The organism is Microcoleus sp. C2D2 (assembly GCF_036702495.1).
In the GTDB taxonomy this organism is placed as follows: Bacteria; Cyanobacteriota; Cyanobacteriia; order Cyanobacteriales; family Microcoleaceae; genus Microcoleus.
In genome coordinates this window covers 1-24,851 of the sequence record NZ_JAUBTO010000129.1, presented here as the reverse complement: position 1 = coordinate 24,851, position 24,851 = coordinate 1, and the positions used below count along the sequence as shown (strand labels likewise).

Annotated in this window: 25 protein-coding genes; 11 read left to right on the top strand and 14 right to left on the bottom strand. The window is 46.2% G+C overall.

The genetic code is table 11. From position 1 onward, the window contains the following. Both QUB61_RS29985 and QUB61_RS29980 read right to left on the bottom strand, forming a co-directional pair. The coding region (locus tag QUB61_RS29985; protein ID WP_333190249.1) for a transposase at positions 1–1,176 on the bottom strand (1,176 nt) is incomplete at its 3' end. A 67-nt stretch (positions 1,177–1,243) separates the two neighbouring features. Further along, positions 1,244–1,618 carry a YkgJ family cysteine cluster protein gene (locus tag QUB61_RS29980; RefSeq protein WP_333128629.1) on the bottom strand — a complete coding sequence of 125 codons (375 nt, stop codon included), beginning with the start codon at positions 1,616–1,618 and terminating at the stop codon, positions 1,244–1,246. A gap of 333 nt (positions 1,619–1,951) precedes the next feature. Here QUB61_RS29980 and psb30 point away from each other — a divergent pair, with 333 nt between their 5' ends. Beyond that, positions 1,952–2,092, top strand: a complete 141-nt coding sequence (gene psb30 / locus QUB61_RS29975; RefSeq protein WP_333128631.1) for a photosystem II reaction center protein Ycf12/Psb30 — start codon at positions 1,952–1,954, stop codon at positions 2,090–2,092. Between the two features lie 122 nt (positions 2,093–2,214). Here the strand turns inward: psb30 and recJ are convergent, their stop codons facing one another. Next, entirely contained in the window at positions 2,215–4,314 is a 2,100-nt protein-coding gene (recJ, locus tag QUB61_RS29970; protein WP_333128633.1) for a single-stranded-DNA-specific exonuclease RecJ, read from the bottom strand. Positions 4,315–4,690: 376 nt separating this feature from the next. Here recJ and QUB61_RS29965 point away from each other — a divergent pair, with 376 nt between their 5' ends. Next, a complete protein-coding gene (locus QUB61_RS29965; protein ID WP_333128635.1) occupies positions 4,691–5,599 on the top strand; it encodes a bestrophin family ion channel in 909 nt (302 codons plus the stop codon). A 60-nt stretch (positions 5,600–5,659) separates the two neighbouring features. On the opposite strand, the gene lnt is transcribed toward QUB61_RS29965, so the two are convergent. From lnt to QUB61_RS29950, 3 genes are all read right to left on the bottom strand, one after another. Then, entirely contained in the window at positions 5,660–7,315 is a 1,656-nt protein-coding gene (gene lnt / locus QUB61_RS29960; RefSeq protein WP_333190251.1) for an apolipoprotein N-acyltransferase, read from the bottom strand. Between the two features lie 280 nt (positions 7,316–7,595). Continuing rightward, complete coding sequence (gene psbA / locus QUB61_RS29955) at positions 7,596–8,678, bottom strand: photosystem II q(b) protein (protein WP_333128638.1); 1,083 nt, start codon at positions 8,676–8,678, stop codon at positions 7,596–7,598. Positions 8,679–9,226: 548 nt separating this feature from the next. Further along, a complete protein-coding gene (locus QUB61_RS29950; protein WP_333128639.1) occupies positions 9,227–9,574 on the bottom strand; it encodes a histidine triad nucleotide-binding protein in 348 nt (115 codons plus the stop codon). Between QUB61_RS29950 and QUB61_RS29945 the strand changes: the two genes are divergently transcribed. Further along, positions 9,573–9,824: a hypothetical protein gene (locus tag QUB61_RS29945; RefSeq protein ID WP_333128641.1), complete on the top strand. Its 252-nt coding sequence runs from the start codon at positions 9,573–9,575 to the stop codon at positions 9,822–9,824. The two genes, QUB61_RS29950 and QUB61_RS29945, sit on opposite strands and share 2 nt — an antisense overlap. A 58-nt stretch (positions 9,825–9,882) precedes the next feature. Then, positions 9,883–11,412 carry a YifB family Mg chelatase-like AAA ATPase gene (locus QUB61_RS29940; RefSeq protein WP_333128643.1) on the top strand — a complete coding sequence of 510 codons (1,530 nt, stop codon included), beginning with the start codon at positions 9,883–9,885 and terminating at the stop codon, positions 11,410–11,412. 181 nt (positions 11,413–11,593) lie between these two features. On the opposite strand, the gene QUB61_RS29935 is transcribed toward QUB61_RS29940, so the two are convergent. The 4 genes from QUB61_RS29935 to QUB61_RS29920 form a co-directional block, all read right to left on the bottom strand. Further along, positions 11,594–11,896, bottom strand: coding sequence for an excisionase family DNA-binding protein (locus QUB61_RS29935; RefSeq protein WP_333128645.1), 303 nt, complete (start codon positions 11,894–11,896; stop codon positions 11,594–11,596). A gap of 18 nt (positions 11,897–11,914) precedes the next feature. Further along, positions 11,915–12,145 carry a type II toxin-antitoxin system HicB family antitoxin gene (locus tag QUB61_RS29930; protein WP_333128647.1) on the bottom strand — a complete coding sequence of 77 codons (231 nt, stop codon included), beginning with the start codon at positions 12,143–12,145 and terminating at the stop codon, positions 11,915–11,917. A gap of 77 nt (positions 12,146–12,222) precedes the next feature. Continuing rightward, entirely contained in the window at positions 12,223–13,020 is a 798-nt protein-coding gene (locus QUB61_RS29925) for a PIN domain-containing protein (protein ID WP_333128649.1), read from the bottom strand. A 19-nt stretch (positions 13,021–13,039) separates the two neighbouring features. Next, positions 13,040–13,486 (bottom strand): helix-turn-helix domain-containing protein, encoded by a 447-nt coding sequence (locus QUB61_RS29920; RefSeq protein WP_333128651.1) that lies wholly within the window; start codon positions 13,484–13,486, stop codon positions 13,040–13,042. A gap of 367 nt (positions 13,487–13,853) precedes the next feature. Here QUB61_RS29920 and purB point away from each other — a divergent pair, with 367 nt between their 5' ends. Then, the gene (gene purB, locus QUB61_RS29915) at positions 13,854–15,149 is read left to right on the top strand and encodes an adenylosuccinate lyase (RefSeq protein WP_333128653.1); all 1,296 of its coding nucleotides are present in this window, start codon (positions 13,854–13,856) and stop codon (positions 15,147–15,149) included. Positions 15,150–15,438: 289 nt separating this feature from the next. Here purB and QUB61_RS29910 read toward each other — a convergent pair whose 3' ends face one another. Continuing rightward, complete coding sequence (locus QUB61_RS29910; protein WP_333128656.1) at positions 15,439–15,675, bottom strand: hypothetical protein; 237 nt, start codon at positions 15,673–15,675, stop codon at positions 15,439–15,441. Between the two features lie 94 nt (positions 15,676–15,769). Here QUB61_RS29910 and QUB61_RS29905 point away from each other — a divergent pair, with 94 nt between their 5' ends. Continuing rightward, positions 15,770–16,495 carry a M15 family metallopeptidase gene (locus QUB61_RS29905; protein WP_333128658.1) on the top strand — a complete coding sequence of 242 codons (726 nt, stop codon included), beginning with the start codon at positions 15,770–15,772 and terminating at the stop codon, positions 16,493–16,495. Between the two features lie 67 nt (positions 16,496–16,562). Here QUB61_RS29905 and QUB61_RS29900 read toward each other — a convergent pair whose 3' ends face one another. Continuing rightward, a complete protein-coding gene (locus tag QUB61_RS29900) occupies positions 16,563–17,405 on the bottom strand; it encodes an SH3 domain-containing protein (RefSeq protein WP_333128660.1) in 843 nt (280 codons plus the stop codon). Positions 17,406–17,649: 244 nt separating this feature from the next. On the opposite strand from QUB61_RS29900, the gene QUB61_RS29895 reads away from it, so the two are divergent. Next, positions 17,650–19,023: an NACHT domain-containing protein gene (locus QUB61_RS29895; RefSeq protein WP_333128662.1), complete on the top strand. Its 1,374-nt coding sequence runs from the start codon at positions 17,650–17,652 to the stop codon at positions 19,021–19,023. Between the two features lie 158 nt (positions 19,024–19,181). Here QUB61_RS29895 and QUB61_RS29890 read toward each other — a convergent pair whose 3' ends face one another. Beyond that, positions 19,182–19,757, bottom strand: coding sequence for a Uma2 family endonuclease (locus tag QUB61_RS29890; protein ID WP_333128664.1), 576 nt, complete (start codon positions 19,755–19,757; stop codon positions 19,182–19,184). Positions 19,758–19,950: 193 nt separating this feature from the next. On the opposite strand from QUB61_RS29890, the gene QUB61_RS29885 reads away from it, so the two are divergent. Together QUB61_RS29885 and secD are read left to right on the top strand one after the other, a co-directional pair. Further along, positions 19,951–20,934: an alpha-ketoacid dehydrogenase subunit beta gene (locus QUB61_RS29885; protein WP_333128666.1), complete on the top strand. Its 984-nt coding sequence runs from the start codon at positions 19,951–19,953 to the stop codon at positions 20,932–20,934. 165 nt (positions 20,935–21,099) lie between these two features. Continuing rightward, positions 21,100–22,497, top strand: a complete 1,398-nt coding sequence (gene secD, locus QUB61_RS29880) for a protein translocase subunit SecD (protein ID WP_333128668.1) — start codon at positions 21,100–21,102, stop codon at positions 22,495–22,497. A gap of 32 nt (positions 22,498–22,529) precedes the next feature. On the opposite strand, the gene QUB61_RS29875 is transcribed toward secD, so the two are convergent. Beyond that, on the bottom strand, positions 22,530–22,670 hold the full coding sequence (locus QUB61_RS29875; RefSeq protein ID WP_333128670.1) for a hypothetical protein: 141 nt from the start codon (positions 22,668–22,670) through the stop codon (positions 22,530–22,532). On the opposite strand from QUB61_RS29875, the gene secF reads away from it, so the two are divergent. Together secF and QUB61_RS29865 are read left to right on the top strand one after the other, a co-directional pair. Beyond that, a complete protein-coding gene (gene secF, locus QUB61_RS29870) occupies positions 22,665–23,633 on the top strand; it encodes a protein translocase subunit SecF (RefSeq protein WP_333128672.1) in 969 nt (322 codons plus the stop codon). The genes QUB61_RS29875 and secF overlap by 6 nt on opposite strands. A 512-nt stretch (positions 23,634–24,145) precedes the next feature. After that, complete coding sequence (locus tag QUB61_RS29865) at positions 24,146–24,532, top strand: hypothetical protein (protein WP_333128674.1); 387 nt, start codon at positions 24,146–24,148, stop codon at positions 24,530–24,532. Positions 24,533–24,851: the final 319 nt, after the last annotated feature.

Here is a 24,851-nt window from a genome sequence, read left to right as displayed (position 1 = left end):
AATTGGGTCAACAGGTAAAAGATGAGTAATTTTACTCATTGACAATAGTGCTTTTAGCTTAACTTGTGAGTAATGCACGGTACGGAGTCCTAGTTCAAGTATGTTGATAGCTGCATTCCAGTCTCTATCCTGCACATGCCCACAATGAGGACATCTATGAGTGCGTTGACTCAACGACTTCTTGACAACTTCCCTACAGTTAGAGCAGTTGGCGCTGGTGTAATGAGGTGGAACAGCTACTGTCACCACACCGAACACCTTGCCGAAATACTCCAACCAACTGCGGAAGTTAGACCATGCCGCATCAGAAATAGACTTGGAAAGCTTGCTGTTTTTTACCATATTCCGCACCATCAAGTCCTCGTAGGCAACCAAGTCGTTAGACTGGACTACGCACCTTGCCAACTTCACGGCAAAGTCTTTACGCTGCCTACTTACCTTGAGGTGCTTCCGGCTCAAGCGATTTCTCGCTTTGGCTCTGTTCTTAGAGCCTTTCTCGGTATGAGAAAGTCTACGTTGCAGTCGCTTAAGGGATTTTTCGGACTTTCTCAAATGGCGGGGATTATCAACGGTTTGACCGTTGGAATCGGTGTAGAAGTGAGTCAATCCAACATCAAGACCAATGGTTTTACCTGTGGGTTCTCTCTTCTGGATCCGTTCAACGTCAAGACAAAACTGGACGTAGTACCCGTCGGCTCTACGAACAACTCGAACTCGCTTAATCTGCTTCAACTGGTAGAAATTCAAGTCACGGGTTCCCCACAGTTTAAAACTTCCAGCCTCAAACCCGTCGCTGAACGTGATAGCTCTCCTATCCTCAGACAGCTTCCATCCCGTTGTTTTGTACTCAACAGAACCGTGGGTTCGCAAGCGCTTGAATCGTGGGAAACCCTTCTTCCCTGGCTTGACTTTTTTGCAGTTGTCGTAGAACCGAGTGATAGCAGACCAAGCTCGTTCGGCAGAAGCTTGTCTGGCTTGGGAGTTAAGTTTTCCAGCGAACGGGAATTCTTGAGCGAGAACAGCGCAATAAGCACTCAACTCATACTTCCCGATGCCTTTGTTGTCCATCCAGTATCTGATGCAACTATTCCGAACGAATCGAGCAGTACGAATGGCTTCATCAATCCGCTCATACTGCTCCTTCGTCCCCTCAAGTTTTGCCTCAAATACCAGCATATTTACGCTAACATTACTCGCGTAACTATAACATCTTTAGAGAAAGCCGTCCGCTGAAGAAGGGGCTTTAGACCCTATTTTTCGGTAAGGCGAGGATTCCGACTTCAGAGTTAAAGCGGATCATTTCCAAAGATCGATCGCCATAAAGATCTTCAATGTGTTCCAAGCAGCACTCGATCGCGAAATCGTTCAATTCGGCAGGCTCAATGCCGTACATATCCTGAAACACCTCTGAGTCTACCCGACAAAAGCGCGGTCGATCGGCATAAATTCCGCATTCTCGCGTCCCTCTGTCAAAATTGATACACCAACCGTCCTCTCCGACTAAGCTCAAGTAGAGCGCTAGTTCCTCTGTGGATAAATACTCGTCTAAGTCAGGGCGCTCTGTTGGGTCGAGGTAACAACAAGCACCGCACTGCTTTACGCAACGCCAAGTAGCCATAGTTTGATTTGAGATTTTAGATATTAGATTTTAGATTCGCAGCATAATCTGGAAAATGCCAAACTTCTTGAGATTGGGGCTCTTCAAGTATATCAATTGCCAGCGCCGGAGGCCCGCAAGTCGGAAGGGGCGGTTCGATTTGAGATTTTAGATTGGGGGCAGTTTCTCGGAAGGGGCATCAAGTCCCTTCCTGTGACTGGGAGGTGGCTCGCAGTTTACATTTTGTTGAATTTTGTAAAGTTCCTTAAAAGATAGGGACGATAGCCCGGTAAAATCAGAAGCGGATTTTCTAATTCAACAATCTAGACTTAATCACTACAGTCAGGAGGACACATGGACTTTATAACGGATCTTTTCAGCGGCCTGGCTGGTGTAGACTACCAACTCATTGTTCAGGTAGCTTTACTCGCAGCCGTCGTGCTTTCGGGCCCGATCGTGATTTTTCTGCTGGCAGCTAAAGGCGGCGACCTGTAATTATAGCATGCTCCGGGGCGATCGAGAGTTGGGAGTTTTGAGTTTTAAATTATTCAAAATTCACAACGCTCGATCGCCAATTTTCTCGCTTTGCACGAGCTTTGTTATCAAATAGCGAGTTATCAAATACCGAGGGCGTGTTTAGCAGTTTGAATCAAATTCTCAAAAAAAGGTAGAGATACATCGACTTCTCTAGCATCTTTGCGAGAGTTGCCTAACAAACCGATGTTTTGTCCGGGTGCAACAGCCAGAACTTGCCCTTGAGAGTTGCGAATTCTCAATTCCTCGCTCGACCCGGCGGGAGACAGACTGCAAGAATAAGTGCGATCGCAGTAATCAAACTCAACTTTTCCAAACATCGGCGGCCTGGAACTAGCAGCACCTGCAGGCAGCCGGACACCCAACAATTCTAACTCCACCGATGTCTTGCCATTAAAACTATTTTCCCGCAATCGGTAAGCAATATCAACCCGCCGAGGCAAAGGAAAATATTCCCCCCAACGCCAAGCAATCGCCTTCACACTAGCCGATACTTTTCCATCTTGAGTTGCAGTTAGTTTAACGTGACCTCCTTTACCCACAATTTTCTGTTCAGTTATGCAAACATTAGGCGTCCAAAATACAGGAGCCTTATTTTCAATTCCGCAAGGTTCCAGAGCATCAATTTGTCGGTAAAGGTCGAGATTAATCTCAGCAAAATCCGCTCGCACATCTACTGAAACCAGGGGTTTTAGGTGTTCCGGCTGCAAACATTGATTGGCAAAAATTGACAGTTGATTGCGGAATTGTTCGAGATTCTGGGCCGGCATAGAAAAACCGCCAGCCGCTTTGTGTCCGCCAAATTTAGTTAATAAATCCGCGCAAAAATTCAGCCCGTCAAATACATTAAACTCAGGAATTCCCCTCGCCGAACCGCGCACCATTTTAGAGTTATTATCCTTCTTAAACTCGTTCCCCGACTCCGCCTCATCCTCAAAAGTACCAATAAAAACGGGTACGCCGTAGCGTTCCACCAACCGAGAAGCTACAATCCCGATCACCCCGTGGTGCCAACCGGGCTGCACGACAACTAAAACTCGTTCTTGCTGCAAATCGAGATCGCTTTTCTCGTACCAAGCGATGGCTTCCTGCTCAATTTCCTGGCACAACTCCTGCCTGCGCTGATTGATTTGTTCGCACTGCATCGCGTTTTTGAGAGCCAATTCGCGATCGTCCGCGGTCAGCAACTCTATCACAATTTGAGGGTCAGCCAGCCGCCCCACAGCATTAATCCGGGGTCCCAGCCTAAAACCAATATCTTCCGGCTTTAACGAATTTTGAGTTTGAGTTTTTGAGTTGAGAATTGAGGGACTTTCCGCACTTGCAGGCTGGACTCCTGCCACCTGAATCAAAGCCTGAACACCCGCCAATTGCGAGCGAGGCAACAGCCGCAAACCCCGCTTTACCCAGCGGCGGTTAACTCCAGTCAAAGGCGCTAAATCCGCAATAGTTCCTAAAGTAAATAACTCCAGCAGCGGATTCACCAACCCGCCCACTTTCTGCAGATCGATTGCCAAAGTAATCGCCAAAACATAAGCAACGCCTACGCCAGCCAAACCGCGATAAGGCGAAGATTCTGCAATTAATTTTGGGTTGAGAATAGCATCAGCCGGCGGCAGTTTGGGCGGCAAATCGTGGTGGTCTGTAATAATAACTTTGACACCGAGTTCTCGCGCCCTGGCAACCGGGGCGTAGGCTGCAATTCCGTTGTCAACCGTGAGAATGAGAGCGACACCTTCCGAGTGAAATTCTTCTACAATGCGATCGTTAATCCCATAACCTTCTCGCATCCGGCTCGGAATAGCATAATCCACATTCGCGCCCAGAGCCCTGAGAGCTCGCAGCAACAAAGCCGTGCTCGTCATCCCGTCAGCATCGTAGTCGCCGCAAATCGCAATTTTTCGCCCTCCCGAAATCGCCTCCCGCAACAGTTTGACACTCGCAGCCAAATCGGGAAACTCATCCTTTGGTGCGGGCAAAACCAGAGATTCCGGTTCGATAAACCCTTGCACTTCTTTCAGAGAGTCGATGCCCCGGTTAATCAGTACCTGTGCCAGCAAGGGCGACAAACCGATTTCAGCGGCAAACTGTTCGGCTTGCTGTGGTTGAGGCGAATAAATTTGCCACCGTTGGTTTGGCAATCGGTGAAAATGCGGGGGCACAGATGTCGGTAGCTCTTGCACGGAAGCTGAGGTTTAAAGATACATAGTTAATCTTACCGAATTAAGTGCCTCAGTCCATCAATTTTAGATTTGAGATTTGAGATTGAGCCTAAATATGAGTTTTTTGGGTAAAATCGAAAGGTTGTTTATAGGAAAGCTGTTTTCGGAAGTTCTCACCCCACTCAAATACCGCACTCAAATAGGAATACAAGCCCTGACAGCAGTTGTGGAGACCAAAAAATTTTAGACCAAAGTTGAAACCCCCCAGATTTATCTGTGGAGTCAATCTAAAATCTCGAATCTCCAATCGACTCGCGGCAGCCGAAGAACTAAGTTTACCAGGCATTTTCGCCGCCCGCCCTAGGGCGCAGACTACTAATTTAATCAGGAGACTTGCATGAGTGGCGATCGACCGCCTTGGTTTAAAAGTGCATTACAGGTTCGGGTGTCTGTGATTCCGTCAATTTGGCCCCGCGTTTTGCTGTGCGGTGGCTTTGGAGTTTTTATTTCCCTGCTGCACTTTTTTAAGTTGCCGGTTTCCTTGCCAACTTTGTCGAGTATTGTACCGAGTATTGTCCTGGGTTTACTGTTAGTTTTTCGGACAAATACAGCCTACGACAGATTTTGGGAAGGTCGAAAAGCTTGGGGTACTTTAATCAACAACGTCCGCAATTTGGCGCGCCAAATCTGGGTAGCAATTGAGGAAAAAGACCCGCAGGATATCGAACTCAAAAAGTCAGCCCTACGCCTGTTACCTGCCTTTGCTGTGGCAATGAAACTGCACTTGCGGCAAGAAGCAGTAAATCCAGAATTGGAGCCGTTAATGTCCCCAGCGCAGTACCAAAAGCTCAAATCAATGAACAATCCGCCGCTAGAAATTGCCTTTTGGATTGAGGATTACTTGCACGAGCAGTACGAGCGCAAGTGCCTCGATGTCTATCAGTTAACTAGTATGAAGGACTTGATCAACTCTATGATTGATGTATTAGGCGGCTGCGAGCGGATTTTGAAGACGCCTATCCCTTTGGCTTACGCGATTCACCTGAAACAACTATTGTTGCTTTACTGTTTGGCACTGCCCTTTCAAATGGTGAACGATTTGGCTTGGGGAACCGGCCCAGTTGTAGCTTTAATTAGTTTTACTTTGTTCGGCATCGAAGAAATCGGCATTGAAATAGAAAATCCCTTCCAGCACGATACGAATGATTTGCCTTTGGACAGCATTTGTGCTACCATGCAGCGCAATATCGCCGATTTAATTTCTTTATCTCCTAGCATTCACGAGCGCGTGAAAAAAGATAAGTAGATTCATTCCATTTGAGATTTGAGATTGGTATAGAAAATCTAAAATGGTATAACTTACTGGTTAAATTTTAACAATAAACCGCATTAACCCAGCAAATACTAACAATACAGGCGTCAGCCAATCTCCCCACCGCACGTACAAAGTCCGAGTTTGCCGCCGATAAATAGTAGTATCTCGGACTTCATAGGTATTAATTCCAGACTTCCAAACCGTCTCGCCGCGAGGATTTACAAAAGCAGAGTAACCCGTATTAGTTGCGATAACTGCCCATCTATCCGTCTCAATTGCCCGCATCACATCTAAAGCGTGATGTTGAGCCAGCATCGGCGGTTTATAATGGGCATTGTTGGAAGCGGCGATCATAAATTCGCCTCCATTCGCCGCCTGATATCGGAAATTTTCAGCAAAGGCTGAATCGTAACAAATTCCGACAATGGCGCGGCCAAAGGGCGTATCAAACAATTGTTGAGAATTGCCGGGTACTAAATGAGCATCTAAGGGAGAAAGCCGGTTAATAATCCCGCCTAAGATTTCGTAAAAAGGGATATATTCGCCTAAAGGCACTAGCTTTAGTTTATCGTAGCGGCCGATAATTTCTCCAGTGCGATCGATCGCCAATAAGCTGTTAGTGATACTATTCTCTTGCTGTCCGAATCCTCCAACCCAAGCCACAACGCCGCGTTCGAGAATAGCTTGGTAAAAGGAAAGAGTAGAACGTTGATACTCGTTTGTCCAGATAAAAGGCAAAGCTGTCTCTGGAATTAACACAGCATCGACTTTCCTGTCTGCTAGCTGTTTGTATCCAATAGTGTAACCTTCCAAAGCGCGCCCCCAACCCCCTGAATCAAACTTAATCTCGTTAGGAATGTTGCCTTGAATAATGCCAATTTTTAAAGCGGTTGCAGCTTCTTGATTCAAAGGGCGGTTGTATAAGCTCCATCCTGCAATATGCAAAACTAAACACAAACTCGCCGGCCAAATATAAGGAATCCAATTCTTCCTTCTTCCTTCTTCCTTCTTCCTTCTTCCTTCTATAAAAGCTTCGGCGATTAAGCCATTTACTGCTACAATAGCGGCTGTTACTGCGCTGGGGCCGGAGAGTTGACCGAGGTGCAATATTGCTAAATTGTGCGGGCTTTGGGTATATGATAGGGATGTCCACCACAGCGAACCTGTACTCCAAATACTTTCTAAGGCGCACCACAAAGCTGTGCCAATTAAAACGCGAATCACAGGCAAGATGCCTGTGCCACTAATTTTTTGGGAAATCACAGGCAAGATGCCTGTGCCACTAATTTTTTGGGGAATCACAGGCAAGATGCCTGTGCCACTAATTTTTTGGGGAATCACAGGCAAGATGCCTGTGCCACTAATTTTGGAAATTGCGATCGCAAATAGCCAGGCCCACACGGCGACTAAGGCGGCTCCCCAGAGGGTGATGAATGCCCAGCAAAAAAGTGCGATCGCCAAACTCGGCCACCAAGGAACTCCCAACCAAGTCATCGGGTGAATTCCCATAATCCAAGATAAAGCTAATCCGTGATAGCCAATTCCCCAGAGTGAAGGAACAAGGAAGAATGAAGCAGGAAGAAAAAAGAATTTTGGTTGTTTTACTTCTTGAAGAGGCTTTTCATAACTAACAACCAAAATCCAGAGGGGAACTAGGGCTACCCAAGCCAATAGCCAAGCATTTACTGGTGCGGTTGTCAATGCCATCAAAATGCCGCTAAAAAATGCGATCGCCCAGGCTAATGTTTTGGATTTATGAACCACGAGTTTTTCAAATTTGTGCCTGTTAAATATCGCCACTTTGATGATTGCCAAAAATAATAATTCCTCATTAATATATCAGATCGATCGGGAAGAAGGAAGCTCGGCAACGCGCCGTGTATGGGATTTAACAGATTTAACAGAAGGAAATCTATCAAATTCTACTTGCCAAAACAAAAAGCGCCCCTATTTCTAGGAGCGCTTTTTGTTAAATCAAAAGCTAAATTTAGCCGTTGATGGAAGGAGCAACCATTGCTACTGGGGTGACTTCACCGGCGGCCAAGTCGAGGGGGAAGTTGTGAGCGTTGCGCTCGTGCATTACTTCCATACCCAAGTTAGCGCGGTTGATGACATCAGCCCAAGTGTTGATGACGCGACCTTGCGAGTCGATAACCGATTGGTTGAAGTTGAAACCGTTCAAGTTAAACGCCATCGTGGAAATACCCAAAGAGGTAAACCAGATACCGACAACTGGCCATGCACCTAACAAGAAGTGCAAAGAACGGCTGTTGTTAAAGCTCGCGTATTGGAAAATCAAACGACCGAAGTAGCCGTGGGCTGCAACGATGTTGTAGGTTTCTTCTTCTTGACCGAATTTGTAACCGTAGTTCAAAGATTCAGTTTCGGTTGTTTCGCGAACCAAAGAAGATGTTACCAAGGAACCGTGCATGGCGGAGAACAGAGCACCGCCGAAGACACCAGCAACTCCCAACATATGGAAGGGGTGCATCAGGATGTTGTGTTCAGCTTGGAACACGATCATGAAGTTGAATGTGCCGCTGATACCCAAGGGCATACCGTCAGAAAAGCTGCCTTGTCCTATAGGGTAAATCAAGAATACTGCGGTTGCTGCTGCAACTGGTGCAGAGTAAGCGACGCAGATCCAAGGACGCATACCTAAACGGTAGGACAATTCCCATTCACGACCCATGTAGCAGAAAATGCCAATCAGGAAGTGAAAAACTACCAATTGGTAGGGGCCGCCGTTGTACAACCATTCGTCTAAGGAAGCAGCTTCCCAGATGGGGTAGAAGTGCAAGCCAATTGCGTTAGATGAAGGAACAACAGCACCAGTAATGATGTTGTTGCCGTACATCAAGGAACCAGCAACTGGTTCGCGGATGCCGTCGATGTCCACAGGAGGAGCAGCGATGAAGGCGATGATGTAGCAGGCGGTGGCGCTGATCAAGGTGGGAATCATCAAGACGCCGAACCAACCCACATAAATGCGGTTCTCGGTGCTAGTTACCCACTCGCAGAACCGTTCCCAAACGTTGCCGCTTTCGCGACGCTCTACGGTTGTTGTCATTTGGTTTATGATTGCTTAATTGAATTTTCAAGGTTCGTTGTGGGGATGCCCCACGCTTCTATTAGTAACACCATTCACTCTAGTTTGCCAAGGGATTTCTGCTGACAATTTAAACATTTTACAAACTTTTACAATGACTTAATTCTTCGTAAAGTTTTGTAGTTTTTTACAAAGTAATATTACACACCAAATCGGTTAAATATAGCGACCTGAAGAACTGAATTTATTGTATGTAGGTTGGTTCAGCAGTTCGAGAATTTTTTTGTGTTCAGGTCGAGATCCTTTCTATTTAAATATCTCTTAATTAGGCCTTGAAGAGATGATTTTTAATATTTATTCACATATCACCGGTGGCTTCTGCGAGGGTAAATTTTTATCGGGAGAATACTGACAAGCGGGTTTCTAGTGCGATCGGGCTGCATTGTCAATAAGAGCCAATCAACCGGGTTTATTGACGAAAAAAGAAACCCGGTTTCTGAAGCGCTGGGCAATAGAAATCAACCGGGTTTCTGAGGATGAGTCAGCAAGTTCTGCGTAAAAATTAGGCTTTAGCCTGGGGGCCACTTCATCTGCCGTCCGCCGAGAATGTGAAGGTGCAGGTGGTCTACAGTTTGGCCGCCGTCGCTGCCGCTATTAATGACGACGCGATAGCCGTTGCTAAGTCCGAGTAGTTCTGCTACGCGCTTGACAGTCAGCAGCAGGTGTCCCATGAGAGCACGATCTTCCGACTCGGCATCGGCTAATTTGGCTATAGGCTGTTTGGGAATGACGAGGATGTGGACGGGCGCTTGCGGATTGATATCTCTGAAAGCGAGGGCCAAGTCGTCCTCATAAACGATGTCTGCGGGAATCTCTTTGCGGATAATTTTGCTGAAAAGCGTTTCTTGAGTTGTCATGGGTGTTAACGAAGGAAGAAGGAAGAAGGAAGAAGGAAGAAGGAAGAAGGAAGAAGGAAGAAGACCCAAGTGGGAAGTGGGAAGAGGGAAGGCCCAAGTGGGAAGGGAGAAGGGGAAGTGGGAAGAGGGAAGGCCCAAGTGGGAAGGGAGAAGGGGAAGAGGGAAGAGGGAAGACCCAGCAGGAGAGAGGAAAGAGGAGAAAAAGAAGAGGCAAGGAAAAGTTTTTCTTGCCTCTTCCGATATTCATTAGTCATTGTTAATCATAATAGATGATGAATCAAGGACAGGCAAATTAAGGATTAAGAAAAATGCTTGCTAGGGTGTGGAGTGCATCGATCGTAGGAATTGACGCGGTAAAGGTTGGTGTTGAGGCTGATGTGTCGGGGGGGCTACCGAAAATTGTGGTTGTGGGATTGCCAGATTCTGCGGTGCAAGAAGCTAAGGAAAGGGTTAGGGCTACGCTGAAAAATTCGGGATATGCTTTTCCGATGCGGAGTATTGTGATTAATTTGACTCCGGCGGATTTGCGGAAGGAGGGGCCGAGTTTTGATTTGCCGATCGCCATTGGCATTTTAGCAGCATCGGAACAAGTCAGCGGTGAACTTTTGGGCGATTATTTGTTTTTAGGGGAACTTTCTTTAGATGGGAGTTTGCGACCTGTGGCTGGGGTTTTGCCGATCGCCGCTGCTGCTCAAAAAATGGGTATTTCGGGGTTGGTTGTACCGGCTGGTAACGCGCAGGAAGCGGCTTTGGTACACGGAATATCTGTTTATGGTTTTGAGAATATTTTTGCAGTTACTAATTTTTTGAACAATCCTGAAGTTTATTCGCCTGTAGAAGTAAACGGTCGAAAAGAGTTAGCTAAAACGCGATTTTCGGGTTTAGATTTAAAGGATGTAAAGGGGCAAATTCACGCGCGGCGGGCTTTGGAAATTGCGGCGGCGGGGGGACACAATTTAATTTTTGTGGGGCCGCCAGGGAGCGGTAAGACTATGTTGGCGAGGCGTTTGCCGGGTATTTTGCCGCCGCTGACTTTTGATGAAGCTTTGGATGTGACTCAAATTCATTCGGTGGCTGGGTTGTTGAAGGATAAGGGAAGCTTGGTGGGCGATCGGCCTTTTCGCAGTCCTCACCATTCGGCATCGGGGCCTTCTTTGGTAGGTGGCGGCAGTTTTCCGCGTCCGGGTGAAATTTCTTTAGCACATCGAGGCATACTTTTTCTGGATGAATTAACTGAGTTTAAAAGAGATGTTTTGGAGTTTTTGCGACAACCGCTGGAAGATGGTTATGTGACGATTTCTCGAACTAGACAATCGGTGATGTTTCCGGCTCAATTCACTTTAGTTGCGAGTACGAATCCTTGCGCTTGCGGTTATTACGGCGATTCGATTCAACCCTGTACTTGTTCGCCGCAAAAGAGGGAGCAATATTGGGCAAAACTTTCGGGGCCTTTGATGGATCGGATTGATTTGCAAGTGGCGGTTAATCGTTTGAAACCTGAGGAAATTACGCGACAGCCGACGGGGGAGGAGTCGGAACCGGTGCGGGTGAGGGTGCAGCGGGCGCGAGAGCTCGCTACTCGCCGTTTTCAGTCGGAATCTAGTTTGCGCTGTAATGCGGAGATGCAAAGCAGTCACATTAACAAATGGTGTCAGTTGGATGATGCTTCTCGGAATTTGTTGGAGATGGCGATTCGGAAGTTGGGGCTGTCGGCGAGGGCTAGCGATCGCATTTTGAAGGTTGCTAGAACTATTGCTGATTTGTCGGGGGATGAAAGCTTGAAAACTAATCATGTGGGGGAGGCGGTGCAGTATCGGACGATCGATCGCATGCAGTAAGGCGGATGTGCGATCGGGCGTAGGGAAAATGACACAGGAATCTAAAACAACAGAAAGAATAAACCTCTTGCACTCATTCCCAAACAATCTTGCAATTATCTGCGTTTATCTGTGTTTATCTGCTTTAAATCTGCGGTTTCTCTATCACTCAAAGATTTATGCAAGAGTTATAATTTCCATATTACTCAGCTAAATCGGATACAGATTCTTCGTAAAAACCCTCATCTTGAAGAAATTGAGTTAGTTTCTTAAGTCCTTGTCGGCGCTTAACTTTCCGCTGTTCCTTATAAACCATTAAATCTTGGAAAAGTATGCGCCGATGAGAACCAGCTGTGACATGGGGAATTTCTCCGTTTTCTAGTAACTTGACTAGAAATGGTTGTAATACATTCAGGATATCAGCAGCTTCCTGTGTTGTCAGTTCGCGATTGTGACGCATTTCGGCAATATAACCGTCGTCTTCGCTGCTGTAAAAAATATTCATGGGTTGGGATTAATAACTTTACGCAATCTGCAATCGTTTCCCCAGCGTCTTAGGTTCTGGTAGAGGTTTGCCATCTTCTTGATATAGCTCAATCCAGGTTTCTAACAATTCTTGTCCGTGTTTTGCTGCTTCCTCGTAAGTGTGTCCGTGAGTGCAAGGCTGCATGACATCAATAAACTCCGGCAAGCTAACAACAAAAAGTCGATCTTCTTCTGACCACTGGATGATGAGGCTGTAACGACTATTCATCTTGTAGCTCCTTTAGCTCCTGCAAATCGGTTATTTTAATCAGCTTGTTGATCCTCAACCCTATTTATTGTTAATTCTCAATCCAAGCTTTGAGCAAATATTTTTAATGCTTTGACATCCTCTGATGAGATATTCCCTTCAATTTCCTGATTCTGAAATCGTAGAATTTCACCTCTACCATCTTTCGCAGTAATTGTAAGTGTTTTTTCTTGCTGCCAAATACGATACCGCTCTCCCTGAAGAAATTTACCGCCTTCGGGTATTTGTCTGCCGTATTTCCTTAAGAGTGTTTCCGCAGTTTGCACAATATCTCGACTATATTCATATAACAAAATATCACTAGCAAATTTTGGCATTCCTGCTTTTTTTTCCAAAAATTCAAGTAATTCAGCAACAGTCTTCGGAGGTTTTTTGTACCTTTCCGACTGTTGCCGTAATAATCTAACTATTAAGTCCGGGTATTCGTCAAATAGCTCGCTCATAAACTCATCAGGTGACAGCGATTTGATGTTCCAAGGAGCTAAATCCTTTTCTTTGAAATCCGCGAGATTGCTGGTAACAATGATATCAGCCTTTGCTGTTACAGCAGCAGCAAGAACATGACGGTCTTTAGGGTGATTTTTCATGATTTGCTCTAAGCCGACAGGTACTTCAATTATTGCTTCGGGAAAGGCTGCATCGATCTCCGCTTCAAAATTTATTGCTTTCTCCTGGGAGTATATCCCTTGGCGGACAAGGTTGCTCATTGCTTCATCAAGGATTTTCTGCGACCAATACGGTAAATACAGACCAGCCTCGGCGGTGGAAAGCAGAGTATCGCGCAGATACATAGGAAACAGGACACAAGCATCGAGGACAACACTAAGCTTAGACATATTAATGTTGGAATTATTTCTATGCCTCGTACAAACCAGCTTCTTCGGTCATCTCGATTAGCCGATCCAAGTGTTGGCGACGTTTGTTGTCTCGATGTTCTTTATATAAAGTTAAATCCTCCAAACGAATACGTCGATGCTTTCCTACTTTGATACAAGGAATTTCTCCCTGGTCTAGTAACTTGACCAGAAATGGTCGGGATACATTCAGAATATCAGCAGCTTCCTGTGTTGTCAGTTCGTGATTGTGAGGTACTAGAGAGATAGCTTGACCTGATGCCATTGCACCCACGATATGACGCAAAATGCTGTAGACTGATTCAGGAATTACTATCTCTTCTCCGTTACTTCCGACTAATTTTGGTTGTGCAAATTCGTGGCTGAGGATCCGATCTAATTTTGCTATTTCTTCTTGTTTTTGTTCGGGAATCAAAACTGACTCAAGCGATGCTTTTTGGTTCAACATAATTAATCTCTTTTTTGATGTGATTGTTTTTGAAGCACAGAGTCAATATGGTGGTATAAGTTGGTATAATCAGCGGTTTAAACCGCTGATTATACCAGACCCCGTTTTATTGGTCAGCAGACAGAAGCTGCGAGCGAGCAAGACCCGTGTAGCTATTACTGGGAGGGGTATGTAAGTATTTGGCCGACATATACTTGATTGTTTCCTTCACGATAACACTTACTGTGCTATAAACGCAATATCCGAAACAAACGAAATATTCAAACTCAGAAGAGGGATAGTTCGATCGCCCCAAATTCCCCATCCAGACTGAAGACGGAGGCCTCGCAGAGGTACAATAGGACGATCGCATTCCCCAACTCCCACCGTGATAGAGCGCTACACTTTGCCCGAAATGGGCAACATCTGGACTGAAACCGCCAAACTGAAAAGCTGGCTGCAAGTAGAAATCGCTGTCTGCGAAGCTCAAGCCGAACTCGGCTACATCCCCGCCGCCGCAGTCGAAGAAATCAAAGCTAAGGCTAATTTTGACCCCAAACGAGTCCTCGAAATAGAAGCCGAAGTCCGCCACGACATGATCGCCTTCTTGACAAATGTCAACGAATATGTAGGCGATGCCGGCCGCTACATTCACCTCGGCTTAACCAGTTCCGACGTGCTCGATACCGCTTTGGCGCTGCAATTAGTCGCCAGCGTCAATATCTTGTTAGAACGTGTCGAAGAATTGAGTCAAGCTATTCGCTATCAGGCTCAACAGCATCGCAATACCGTCATGGTTGGCCGATCGCACGGAATTCACGCCGAACCCATCACCTTTGGCTTTAAACTAGCAGGATGGCTGGCCGAAGTCTTTCGCAACCGCGCCCGATTAGTGAATTTGCGATCGTCCATAGCAGTCGGCAAAATCTCCGGCGCAGTCGGAACCTATGCTAATATCGATCCGCGAATAGAAGCGATCGCCTGTCAAAACCTCGGACTCGAACCCGATACCGCATCCACTCAAGTCATTTCCCGCGATCGACACGCCGAATACGTCCAAACCTTAGCACTTTTAGCAGCATCGATCGAGCGTTTTGCAGTAGAAATCCGCAACCTGCAACGCACCGACGTACTCGAAGTCGAAGAATTCTTTGCCAAAGGGCAAAAAGGCTCATCCGCCATGCCCCACAAACGCAACCCGATTCGATCGGAAAGACTCACAGGGATGGCCAGAATTGTCCGCGCCAACGCCGTCGCAGCCTTAGAAAACGTAGCGCTTTGGCACGAACGAGACATCTCTCACAGTTCCGTAGAACGCATGATTTTGCCCGACAGTTCTACAGTAACTCACTTCATGTTAGTAGAAACCACAGACTTAGTAAAACACCTGCTAGTCTATCCCGAAAATATGAAGCGAAACATGAACCTTTACGGCGGAGTCATCTTCAGTCAGCGCGTGATGTTAGCCTTAGTAGAAAAAGGCACCAGTCGCGAAGACGCTTACAAAATTGTGCAATCTTGTGCTCACGAAGCCTGGAACAAACCGGGCGGCAATTTCTACAATTTAATTGCTAAAGACGATCGGGTAACAGCTAAGATGACAACCAAAGAAATTGATGATTGTTTCGATCCGCAGTATCAATTGAGGCACTTAGATTTAGTGTATCAGCGCTTGGGAATTTAACAACAGGATCCTTGGCAAACCTGTCACACGACCATCGATTTGTAGGGTGCGTCAGACGAAGTTCTAGAGCAATTATCGAGGGTTTAGTATTCTGACGCACCTTACTAAGAGTGCCAGTTGCGTAAAATAGTTTACAATTGTTTCGGAATAATTAAACCGCAGAGGGCGCAGAGGGCGCAGAGTCAGAGAATAGAGAGATGAATAATTCCGATACCAACGGATTTGATATGACCTCTTCCTTCGTGTCCTTCGCGTCTTCGCGGTTCAATCATAATTTCTCCGCGATACATTACCAATCCTCATGGGGTAAGGACATAAATTGCATCTTTGCCAAGACAGGATCTAGTTTAGAAGACTCTTCAGAATAGACTTGATTCAGTTTGCTCAAAATTCGAGCTCGGTTGTGTCGCCGCAGATACGCCTGCAATGCTTTTGTATAAAGCTCACTGCGCGATAACCCTAACTGACTAGCCAAAGCCTCGGCTTCTTCAAAAACTAAATCTGGAAGTGAAATTGCAGTTTTCATAGCTCCCCTTGCTGTCACGGTGACATCATAATATTGGTTATAGCATAGAACAACGACCTCAATCTACTTTTTAACACTCACAATCAGAACAGCTATGAAATTTAATCGTTTTGGAAAATACCCGATCGCATTTATGCTAGTGTTGCTATGTGCGATCGGTCTGCACCATACAACCTTTGTCCGCGCCCAGGAGCCGCCACAAGTGCAAATTCCCCAACCAGAACCCAACCCAATAGTACCTGACAGTATTTTCATGAGTCAACTTCCCAGATGGGCGCGACTGGTTGACATCCGCACCGTAAATCGCAACATTCGCCTCGATATCCGCTACGCCACTACTAACAATTTCTTGAAACGAAAACTTTACCCTATATCGAAATGCGCCTTGAGAAGTTCTGTTGCTCAAAAGTTAGCGCTAGTTCAAACAGATTTGGAAAAAATTGGATTGGGTTTGAAAGTTTACGATTGCTACAGGCCTTTCTCTGTGACTGAGCAAATGTGGGAAGTTAGGCCAGATCCGCGCTATGTTGCTAATCCTGCTAGGGGTTCGCGGCACAATCGCGGTGCTGCTATTGATTTGACTTTAGTCGATCGCACCGGCAAAGAATTAGAAATGCCAACACCTTACGATGATTTTACCGAAAAAGCTCACGGAGATTATCAAGGCGGCAGCGCCCAATCTCGGAAAAATCGTCAAGTGCTTAAGGATGCGATGAAAAAACAGGGATTTATCGGTATAACAACTGAATGGTGGCACTTTGATTCGGAAGATTGGCAGAAGTTTGCAATTCTTGATATATCGCTTGGGGCGATTCCTTAATTATACTATTTATTAAAAGTCGCCGATCCGCGTATGCACTGCCGTGTCCCTACATAGGTCAGAAAACTTATCGCAATTTTACCGAAAATTCGTATTCGTACCCCCTGAAATTTGAGTCTAGTTGTAATGTGTAATTGCCAGTTACTGGCACTTTTCCAGTCCACTCTGTTTCATTGCCTTCATAAGGATTTCCTGCTAAAAGTTCGCCACCCGGAGCTATAATTAGGGGGAAAACATCTTTCAGAGTCCTAACAGTCATAGTTTGACCCTTAGCGGCGCGAATTATGTAAGAATGACTGCCGCCGCCGATAATTCGACCTTTGACTATTGCCTCATCTCCTCCCGGTAGAAAATTAATCGGCTGCTTGACGTTGGAACAACTGCTTTCGGTGCGGTTTTTGGCAATCCAACCGGGCGGATCGGTAATTCGCAACCAGCCGTTTTGTTCTTCGGCGACGGAAACAAAGGTATTATTATTAAGTTTTCCTACTATTTGGCTGTCCCTTACTTGCGGGCTCGATCGCACATTTAGCGGTGGATTCGGATCGCTGACTACAGCCTGCGTGATTTTGCAACCCGAATTTGGCGGTGTGACAACTACTGGCCCAACTTTTGGCCCAGAGACTTCTGCAACTAGCGAGGGTTGAACTGCTGGGGTTTTGGCTGGTTGAGATTGAGATGGGGGAGATTTTGCAGGCTGGGTTGGTGCTTGCAGAGGTTCTGGTTGCCCAGATTCGGGGTTGTTCGCCGCCACCGCTGCAATCTGGTTTTTGGTGGAGGCCGGCGATTCTGCAAGGGGAGGATTGGATGGTTTCATCGCACCCGACTGTATAGTTGCAACAGCAACTCCCACCGCTGTTGCCACTCCTGCTAAGCCTGTGATGATGATTTGGGTAGAAGTAAATGGCATAATTGACCTCTCTGTCTTTATACTAATAATTTTTGTTTGGGAGTTGGGGCGATCGCCAGTTAATTTATAGTGGAAATACCTAGTGCGAGCCGCTGGGTCAGGATTTTTATATAAAATTTTACATGGATAATTGCCGCAATAATTTGAGCCAATATATACTGGACGCCTGTACTGATGGTAATCTTGCTCTGGATCATTTTCGCGCAAATCTGGCAAGGTAAGCGTTCAGCGCGAGGTAACTAAAATGTCAAGATTCATTCCTCTGAGATTACAACCGCCCCGCGATCGATTGTTGGAGGAGGTGAAGCAGGAAGTCCAAGCAGGCCTCGCGCAGTCTTTGCACGCTGCTGTGCTGGCTAACCTCAGCCAAGACTCGCCGCCAACGGGTGTTAACCGCTGTTGGGATGTGGAAGTCAAAGCCGGCAACCGTCCGAGTTTTCGGCTTCCTCCCAAAGCAAGCATTGCTAAAGTGTTCTCGCGCAGCGGCGGCAAATTGGTAATTTTGGGAGCGACGGGTTCCGGCAAAACTACGACCCTGCTAGAATTAGCTCGGGTGTTAGTTTCTCGCGCCCAAAAAGATGCTAGTTTGCCAGTACCAGTGCTGTTTGAACTCGGATCGTGGAAAGCAGAATCCGGGGCGATCGCAGATTGGTTAATTGCTCAACTTCAGTTCAAATACCGCATCTCTCCTGCTGTAGGCAAAAAATGGCTTGCCGAACAAAAATTGCTGCCTCTCCTCGACGGCTTGGACGAAGTAGAAACCCACCGCCAAAATATCTGCATTCAAGCAATCAACCAGTTTGTTGAAAGCGAATTGAAACCCAAACATTTAGTAGCTTGCAGCAGTTTTGAAGCTTACAAAAACTGCGATAGTAGATTTCGCCTGCAAGCAGCGGTTTTATTGAAATCTTTAACAGAAACTCAAATTCAAAATTATCTGCTAGACGCCCGAAGCCGCGAACTTTGGTATAGCATTGAGCGCGAGCCGGAGTTGTTGAAATTGGCAAAAGTTCCCTTGCTTTTGAGCATGATGGCTCTGGCTTATGAAGATATTTTAATCGAATCTTGGAAGCGCATAACTTCTGCAGAAGAACAGCGCAAATATCTGTTAACTGCCTATATTCGCCACCAAATGACCCGGGAAGTCAAGCAGTATCCCAGAGGTAAGGAACTGCGGCCGGAACAAATTCGCCACTGGCTGGGATGGTTGGCCAGAAGGATGGAACAGCAAGGAATTCAAGAATTTTACCTCGATCGCATACCGTCTAGCTGGCTGCAAACAGACGAGGAACGGCGCAAGTATCAGTTGGGAGTTAAGCTGGTGGGCGGGCTGATTTGGGTGATTTTAGGATTAATTGCTACCCTAGTCTCCGGGTCGATTTGGGGATTAATTGCCGGTGCTGTTGCTGCGGTAATTAGTGCTTTGTTGCCGGGAATTCCGGGGATTGAAAGGTTTATATTGCACCTCGTGCTGTGGTCGAAGGGTTACATTCCTTGGGATTACAGGCGTTTTCTCGATGCTGCGGCAGATCGCTTGTTGCTGCAAAAAACTGGCGATCGGCGCTATCGATTTATTCACGATTTATTGCAAAAACATTTTGCTGAAATTAGTCATTAGTCATTAGTCATTAGTCATTAGTCATTAGTCATTAGTCATTAGTTATTCGTTAGTTGTTATGTGTTATGTGTTAGGAAAGCAGATTAATGAGCAATTAAGTAAGCGTCGCTCAAAAAAACAAATATCCCGAGTCTCTACTTGTATAAAAACTCCGGACTCTAAGAGAAGGTTGGTGGTATTTTTGCCATTTGAAATAGCTGTGACGCCGTAAATTCTAATCCCTCAAAAAGTGGATCTTTTAATAGGGTATCTCCCCTATAAGTCTGCGGTGCTGCATCGGGGTAAAAAACTGTAATGCTTCTAGCCTTGCTATCTACTACCCAAACCCGCAATACCTGAGCATCTAAATAATCTCTCGCTTTGGCAGCTAACTGACCGAAAGTTTGTTCTGGTGAAATAATTTCTATGACTAATTCTGGTACTACAGGACAGGCTTCATCTTGATTCCAGTCAGGAGATAAGCGTTCGTAAGAAACATATAAAAGGTCTGGTACTGGCACCCAGTCTCGCCCCAGTCTGGTTAATCTAACCGCCCATTCTACACCAATTTCTCCCCGTTCCTCACCCCACTGTTCGAGGAGTTTTATTAGGCTTCGGGTGAGGCGAGAATGAAATTTTTTAGGTGACATCTTCGGTACTGCTTGCTCGTCAATAAGTTCGTAGGTAATATCGCCTTCTCCTTCGGGAAGAGTGAGAAACTCTTCCAGAGTTAATTCAGTTTTTGTCGGGAGCATAATATTCCTCTGGTGTGGGCAGGCAAGTTAGTATTATTTTAACTTAAAAATAAATTGACAGAATACAAATGTTATGATAGATGTTGGCAAAATATCAAGTCTTAACTGTCAAATTTGCGATCGCCTCCTCATCCACACCCCCAAAAGGTTAAGATTCTAATCTGACCCTCCTGCAATCATTGCTTCACCTCCTATGGCAGAAACCTTATTGTTCAACGCCCTCCGCGAGGCGTTAGACGAAGAAATGGCCCGCGACTCCGCCGTATTCGTACTCGGCGAAGACGTAGGTCAATACGGCGGTTCCTATAAAGTCACCAAAGACCTATACAACAAATACGGCGAACTTAGAGTGCTCGACACCCCGATCGCCGAAAATAGCTTTACGGGTATGGCAGTAGGCGCAGCAATGACGGGACTGCGGCCGATCATTGAAGGCATGAACATGGGCTTTTTGCTGCTGGCCTTCAACCAAATTTCCAACAACGCCGGAATGCTGCGCTACACATCCGGCGGTAACTTCAAAATGCCAATGGTAATTCGCGGGCCAGGCGGCGTGGGCCGGCAACTCGGCGCGGAACACTCCCAGCGCCTAGAAGCATATTTCCAAGCAGTACCGGGTTTGAAAATAGTCGCCTGTTCGACTCCCTACAACGCCAAAGGACTCTTAAAATCAGCCATCCGCGACGATAACCCCGTTCTGTTTTTCGAGCACGTCCTTCTTTACAACCTCAAAGAAAATTTGCCAGAAACAGAATATTTAGTGCCGCTGGACAAAGCAGAAATCGTGCGATCGGGCAAAGATGTCACTATCCTGACTTATTCCCGGATGCGGCACCACGTCATGCAAGCCGTGCCCGCACTGGTAAAAGAAGGTTACGATCCAGAAGTAATCGACCTAATTTCTCTCAAACCCCTGGACGTGGAGACAATTGGCGCATCCATTCGCAAAACTCACAAAGTAATTATTGTAGAGGAGTGCATGAAAACAGGAGGCATCGGTGCCGAACTAATTGCCTCAATCAGCGATCGATTTTTTGACGAACTCGACGCACCGGTTTTACGCCTGTCTTCACAAGATATTCCCACACCTTACAACGGCAATTTGGAAAGACTGACAATTGTCCAGCCCACTCAAATTGTCGAAGCCGTCCAAAAAATGGTAGCTTTGCGAGTATAAATAGTGATTAGTCAGTAGTCATTGGTTGACTGTTGACTCTTGACTGATGACTGTTGACGGATGACTGATGACGCATGACGGATGACTGATGACTGTTGACTAAAATCTGCCAACCGCCAACTGCCAACTGACAACTGCCAACTGACTAATGACTAATAATTAAGTATGCAAAAACAACGTTCAATATTAGCCCTAATTTTGGTTCTAATCATCGCCGCCATTACTGTAATAGTAACAATTCCGACGCGGCTGGGATTAGACTTGCAAGGAGGGTCGCAACTCACAATTCAGGTAAAAACTACCCCCACAATTCCCAAAATAGACCAGGGAATGTTAGAAGCAGTGCGGCGGATTGTCGAAAACCGGGTTAACGGTTTGGGCGTTTCCGAAGCATTAGTGCAAACAGTAGGAGAAGACCAAATTCTCGTGCAGTTGCCCGGAGTAAATGACCCGCAGCAAGCAGAACGAGTTTTGGGCGGGACGGCAAAGCTAGAATTTCAGGAACAACTGCCCGGAACAGAAGCACAATTAGCCATTGAAAGGCAGTTGCAGCAGGAATTACTCGCCAAACAAGCAGAATTGAAAAATAGCAACAATGAGGCAGCAATTAAAGAAAATCAAGCTGCTTTGAAAAGAAGCAATGAGGCGATCGCCAAACTCTTCAAAAGCAGCGGACTCGGTGGCGAAAACCTCAAAGACGCTCAACCTCAACCCTTGGCCTCTGGGAACAACTGGAACGTTGTTCTCGTTTTCGATACCCCAGGAGGCGAACTCTTTGCCCAACTCACTAAAAATTTAGCCGGCACCGGACGCAGTATCGGTATTTTTCTAGATGAAAGAATGATCAGTTCTCCAGTCGTCGGCGTTGAATTTGCCCAGACAGGAATTACTGGTGGGAGTGCCGTAATTCAAGGCAACTTTACAACGCAAGAAGCCAACGATTTGGCAGTGCAATTGCGCGGTGGCGCTTTGCCGGTGCCGGTCGAAATTGTAGAAAACCGCACGATCGGCGCTAGCTTGGGTAGAGACAGCATTCAAAGCAGTATTAACGCAGGTATTGGCGGCTTAGTTTTAGTCTTGATTTTCATGGTTGCCTACTATCGACTTCCCGGCGTAATTGCCAATATTGCTCTGTTAATTTATGCTCTGTTAACTTGGGCAGCTTTCGTGCTTTTGGGAGTGACATTAACGCTGCCGGGAATTGCTGGTTTTGTTCTCAGCATCGGGATGGCCGTGGATGCTAACGTGCTGATTTTTGAGCGCACGCGGGAAGAGTTGCGGGCCGGAAAAACGCTTTATCGATCGGTCGAATCTGGTTTTTACCGGGCTTTTTCCAGCATTTTAGACGGCAACGTCACAACAGTTATTGCTTGTGCTGCTTTGTTCTGGTTGGGCGCTGGTTTAGTTAAAGGGTTTGCTGTAACTCTGGCATTGGGCGTAGTAGTGAGTATGTTTACTGCTATTACTTGCAGCCGCACTCTACTTTTGGTAGTGTTGGGCTTTCCGGCCCTGCGGAAACCTCAGTGGTTCTGTCCCGATTTGTCGAAAACTGCTAATAGTTAACTGTTGACAGTTAACAGTTAACTGTTGACAGACTAGGTAAAGTGCGCAGTAGGTAAGGTTCGCAATGCGCACCCTACATTGAGAAATTTTTCTTTCTTCTTCCCTCTTCCTTCTTCCCTCTTCCTTCTTCCCTCTTCCTTCTTCCTTCTTCCTTCTTCCTTCAAATTATGCAATTCAGTGTTATCAAACAGCGATCGCTCTGGTGGAGTATTTCCGCCGCTATAATCCTTGCAGGTATAGTGTCGATGGCAATTTCTTGGACTCGTCCCGACATCCGCGCACCGCTGCGGCCGAGTTTGGACTTTATCGGCGGCACTCGGCTGCAATTTGAACTCGACTGCACGAAACCAGAAAATTGTAAACCCATCGATCTTGCCGCTGTCCGCGAAGTCCTGGACGCCCAAGGTTTAGGTGGCAGCAGCATTCAAGTTATCGGCCAAGAACAGCGAGGTTTGTCGCTGCGAACGAAAACTTTGGATGTCGAACAGCGCACTAATTTACAAACAGCTTTGAGCGAAAAGATAGGCGCTTTTGCTCCTCAATCTACTCAAATTGATACGGTTGGGCCTACCCTCGGTAAACAATTATTTAGTTCGGGATTGTTGGCTTTATTTCTTTCCTTTGCTGGAATTACGGTTTATCTAACATTCCGGTTTCAGTTGGATTATGCCTTTTTTGCTTTCGTTGCTCTCTTCCACGACGTGTTGGTTACTCTTGGTGTTTTCTCGTTTTTGGGTTTAGTTCAAGGAGTGGAAGTTGACAGTTTATTTGTGGTCGCGCTCTTGACAATTATCGGTTTTTCTGTTAACGATACAGTAGTAATTTACGATCGCGTGCGAGAAATAATCAAGCTAAATCCGGGACAGTCGATCGATCAAATTGTCGATGATGCTGTCATGCAGACCATGGGAAGGTCAATTAACACGACTTTTGCTACTCTCCTGACACTGTTTTCCATCTTTTTGTTTGGCGGCGAAACGCTCAAATACTTTGCTTTAGCATTGATTGTCGGCTTTATTGCGGGTGCGTATTCGAGTATTTTCATTGCCAGCACGCTGCTGGCTTGGTGGCGCAATCGCACGGGCAACTCCCTCGCTGTCCCTGTAGAAGCCATCAACTCGTCAGAGGAAGTTTAATTGTCATTGCTCATCAGTCATATCATGTCGGGTCAATTAACCGTAATAAAGGTGCTTGTAGTGAGGACTAAAGTCCTCAGATTTTCTGACTCGAAAAATTATGATTCCCATGCCAGTAAAAACGACACGATACTAGATCCGGGTTTGTTATATCAATTCCGGTAACACCGGAATGATGGTCCGTTGGGAGTTGGGAGTAGTCCGTCGGAGAATGTGGAATTATTGACCTTGACTCGATCGTGCCCATGCAACCGGAAACGATATTACCCCCTTTATGATTCGGATATTGAAATCGCTTAAGAGTCAAACTTTCGTCCACTCCAAGCGGACTAACAGATAAAGCGGGTATTTAAGTCGGACTTGGTATGACTAATGACTAATAACTAATGACTAATGACTAATGACTAATGACTAATAACTAATGACTAATAACTAATGACTAATGACTAATGACTAATAACTAATGACTAATGACTAATGACTAATGACTAATGACTAATGACTAATAACTAATGACTAATGAAAGCGACGGAAATTTTCAAATTGAAGTCCAAAGGCTTCACAAACTAACAGTTTACGGCCGCTGGTTAACTGTTATATTGCTGTGGATTAGCGTCGGTTCTTTGAGCATTTGGGGTTTGCGCGACGAAATCGCTTTGTGGTTAGAACACTTTACTTGGGCGGCGGTGCGCTACGGTTTATCTTTTCATCGCTGGCCGACTCTCGGTTTAGGTTTGTGCTTGGGGATGACTTTAGCAGTGCTCACTTGGCAAAGTCGCAATATGGTGCGAGGATTGCCCCTGCGGGAAAAACAGGGTTTGGAACAACAAGTGCGCCGCATTCGCCAACAGGGGCCGAGTCATCCTTTGTGGAAGTGGGTTTGCAAAGGTTCGCAGTAGCGATGGGGTTTATTCTTCAGTCGTGGACGCACTCCAACCTAAGAAACCGGGTTTTTTACGCCCGTGTGCGGGCTGCAACCAAATATAAGGGTGAAAAAACCCGGTTTCTGGTCACCGCTGCGTAGATGGTAATTCTTATGAACTACCCCACCCTATAGAGGGATGGAGTTTCCAACTTCACAGGGAACTGCATCTAACAAAACCGAAGTCTTGCCCGGTTGTCTTACATTCCCTCCATTGGTTGTAGACCTAGTTCCTAAGTCCAATATCCGCAAGGCTTCATTTCTGATGTTGATAGCTGCATTGACATCGCGATCGT

Coding starts and splice junctions, on each gene's coding strand:
- QUB61_RS29980 (WP_333128629.1), bottom strand. CDS start 1,618: ATGGCTACTTGGCGTTGCGTAAAGCAGTGCGGTGCTTGTTGTTACCTC.
- psb30 (WP_333128631.1), top strand. CDS start 1,952: ATGGACTTTATAACGGATCTTTTCAGCGGCCTGGCTGGTGTAGACTAC.
- QUB61_RS29965 (WP_333128635.1), top strand. CDS start 4,691: ATGAGTGGCGATCGACCGCCTTGGTTTAAAAGTGCATTACAGGTTCGG.
- lnt (WP_333190251.1), bottom strand. CDS start 7,315: ATGGCATTGACAACCGCACCAGTAAATGCTTGGCTATTGGCTTGGGTA.
- psbA (WP_333128638.1), bottom strand. CDS start 8,678: ATGACAACAACCGTAGAGCGTCGCGAAAGCGGCAACGTTTGGGAACGG.
- QUB61_RS29945 (WP_333128641.1), top strand. CDS start 9,573: ATGGGTGTTAACGAAGGAAGAAGGAAGAAGGAAGAAGGAAGAAGGAAG.
- QUB61_RS29950 (WP_333128639.1), bottom strand. CDS start 9,574: ATGACAACTCAAGAAACGCTTTTCAGCAAAATTATCCGCAAAGAGATT.
- QUB61_RS29940 (WP_333128643.1), top strand. CDS start 9,883: ATGCTTGCTAGGGTGTGGAGTGCATCGATCGTAGGAATTGACGCGGTA.
- QUB61_RS29935 (WP_333128645.1), bottom strand. CDS start 11,896: ATGAATATTTTTTACAGCAGCGAAGACGACGGTTATATTGCCGAAATG.
- QUB61_RS29930 (WP_333128647.1), bottom strand. CDS start 12,145: ATGAATAGTCGTTACAGCCTCATCATCCAGTGGTCAGAAGAAGATCGA.
- QUB61_RS29925 (WP_333128649.1), bottom strand. CDS start 13,020: ATGTCTAAGCTTAGTGTTGTCCTCGATGCTTGTGTCCTGTTTCCTATG.
- QUB61_RS29920 (WP_333128651.1), bottom strand. CDS start 13,486: ATGTTGAACCAAAAAGCATCGCTTGAGTCAGTTTTGATTCCCGAACAA.
- QUB61_RS29910 (WP_333128656.1), bottom strand. CDS start 15,675: ATGAAAACTGCAATTTCACTTCCAGATTTAGTTTTTGAAGAAGCCGAG.
- QUB61_RS29905 (WP_333128658.1), top strand. CDS start 15,770: ATGAAATTTAATCGTTTTGGAAAATACCCGATCGCATTTATGCTAGTG.
- QUB61_RS29900 (WP_333128660.1), bottom strand. CDS start 17,405: ATGCCATTTACTTCTACCCAAATCATCATCACAGGCTTAGCAGGAGTG.
- QUB61_RS29895 (WP_333128662.1), top strand. CDS start 17,650: ATGTCAAGATTCATTCCTCTGAGATTACAACCGCCCCGCGATCGATTG.
- QUB61_RS29890 (WP_333128664.1), bottom strand. CDS start 19,757: ATGCTCCCGACAAAAACTGAATTAACTCTGGAAGAGTTTCTCACTCTT.
- QUB61_RS29885 (WP_333128666.1), top strand. CDS start 19,951: ATGGCAGAAACCTTATTGTTCAACGCCCTCCGCGAGGCGTTAGACGAA.
- secD (WP_333128668.1), top strand. CDS start 21,100: ATGCAAAAACAACGTTCAATATTAGCCCTAATTTTGGTTCTAATCATC.
- secF (WP_333128672.1), top strand. CDS start 22,665: ATGCAATTCAGTGTTATCAAACAGCGATCGCTCTGGTGGAGTATTTCC.
- QUB61_RS29865 (WP_333128674.1), top strand. CDS start 24,146: ATGACTAATGAAAGCGACGGAAATTTTCAAATTGAAGTCCAAAGGCTT.